Source organism: Occallatibacter sp. (genome assembly GCF_049802275.1).
In the GTDB taxonomy this organism is placed as follows: domain Bacteria; phylum Acidobacteriota; class Terriglobia; order Terriglobales; family Acidobacteriaceae; genus Telmatobacter.
On record NZ_JBARMD010000422.1, the window covers coordinates 1 to 1,924 of the forward strand.

Annotated in this window: 2 protein-coding genes; one reads left to right on the forward strand and one right to left on the reverse strand. The window is 57.9% G+C overall.

Annotation, left to right across the window (positions count from 1 at the left end; all coding sequences use genetic code 11):
• The coding region (locus WA354_RS14765) for a hypothetical protein (RefSeq protein ID WP_472813781.1) at nt 1-267 on the forward strand (267 nt) is incomplete at its 5' end.
• Between the two features lie 293 nt (nt 268-560).
• Here the strand turns inward: WA354_RS14765 and WA354_RS14770 are convergent.
• A complete protein-coding gene (locus tag WA354_RS14770) occupies nt 561-1,907 on the reverse strand; it encodes an IS1380 family transposase (RefSeq protein WP_472813782.1) in 1,347 nt (448 codons plus the stop codon).
• Nucleotides 1,908-1,924: the final 17 nt, after the last annotated feature.

Here is a 1,924-nt window from a genome sequence, read left to right on the forward strand (position 1 = left end):
GACTGGATTCGGGCAGCCTCTTCTCTCGCAGTGCCTGCCAATCGCAATGTACTGGTAAGACCTGATAGACATGGGGTTGCTACCTACGAGAAGACGCCTGCACAGTTCATTCTCACAGGACGCTCGTCGATAGCGATCGAAAAACGCGATCTCATCAAGCCGCTTCCCACAGTTGTGGCAAGCGACAACCTCTGGTCCAAGGGCCTTGTTAGTCATTCTCATTTGCTTTTATTCCTCTTTCTTGAACGTGTTTATAGGCTTCAATAATCTCGGAAATGTCGGCAGCAAGGAAACGACGATTCGGCTGGAGGCCCAGGGCTTCCAGTTGGCGCGTCGCTACTAGCCTGCATCATTCATGAAGGTACCCGAAATGATCGATGGCGCCGCGATTTTGCGTCGAAGATGCTGGTAGCAGCGTGATGTTGGTTGTGTGTTGCCGGGGCGATGGGTCCGGGCGTGTGAGAAGTGGGCATAGCAGGACTGTTCGAGCAGCGGTTTTCCTCATCGCGGCCTGCGCAAGGTTGGAAGAAGATTATGTTTCGGGCAGGCGGCGGTAGCCGTTATCCCGGCGAGGCTCCGAGTGCCAGTGCCACGTGCCGGAAGGCTGGCAGGAACGGGAACGATGCGGGCAGGTGCACGACCACGCGGCGAACCGAAACCAGCACACGGGCGCCGAGCTTCAGAAGCCGTTCCCGAAGTGTCCAGACCTGAGCTCGTGAACAGCTGGTGTTTGCGGCCTTCAGCCGTAGTTCCTGCATCAGCACGTAGGCGGCAGCGGTCAGCAGCACGCGGAGCTGGTTAGCCCAGAAGTCGCTGCAACTGGTGCGGTCGATCTGAAGATCGTGCAGTTCTTTGATCCGATTTTCGATCTCCCCACGCTGGCAGTACACCTCTTCATACAGCCATTGCGGACTCTGCTTCATGCTGGTGATGACAAAGCGCGGGTTGTCTTTCGGTTTCTTACCCTCGGCACGCACGACCTCGGCCTTGATAATGATGCGGCGTTGGTGCGGCCATGTGCGGGCCGCATAGTTGGCTTCGCCGTAGACGTGTTCGGTCTTCCCGCTCTGACGCGAGAGCTTGCGGGCCTGCCGCATGGCTGGTTTGGCCTTGCGCTTCAACACCGCGTTTTTGGCCATCGCAATGACATACTCAACGTTGGACTCTCCATCCAGAAAGTCGAGCAGATCGGGATGCGCAAAGCCGCCGTCGAGACGAACCCGGATACGCGCACCGGGAAAACGGTAGGAGATCATATTGATCAGGCGGCGCAGAATCCCCCGCGCTCCTACCGCAGCGGTCACGTTGCCGGGACGCAACACAGCCGCACACAGATACTGTTCGGCCTCGTCATTGAAGCTCACAAAGCCCATCACCGGCAGGTAGCACCAGCTGTCGTAGTGCCCGTTGAAGAACGATAACTGCTGTGCACCGTGAGTAGGGTCGTCGGTCGGATCCAGGTCGATGGTGACGAGGCGGGCGTGTCCACACAACCGCTTGGCGTGGCGATCAATCACACTGTCAGCCAGTGCTTCGCCAAGACGATAAAGTTCCCTTGGCCGGATGGAATTTTCAAAGCGCGACAGAGTTGGCTGCGAAGCCAGGTCGCGACCAGAGATCGGATCGCGGTCGAGCAGCATCTTATGAATCGGGTCGGCAGACAGACGGGCCGAGTCGTTGGCATCTGGATAACCACAAGCAATCGAGAACACACGCTGGGCCAACAGCTCGCGCAAAGAGTGACCGACCTTGCCGGCCTGCCGCTTGTCGCGAAGACATCCGGCCAGAGCTTCGATCAATCCGTAGCGGCGGTCAGCAGCCTTCAGCAGGATGGCTCCGCCATCAGAACTGCCGTTCAGTTGATCAAACTGCAACACGGCCGTCTTAGCAAAAATCTCGGGAAACATCACACACTGTGTTGTGC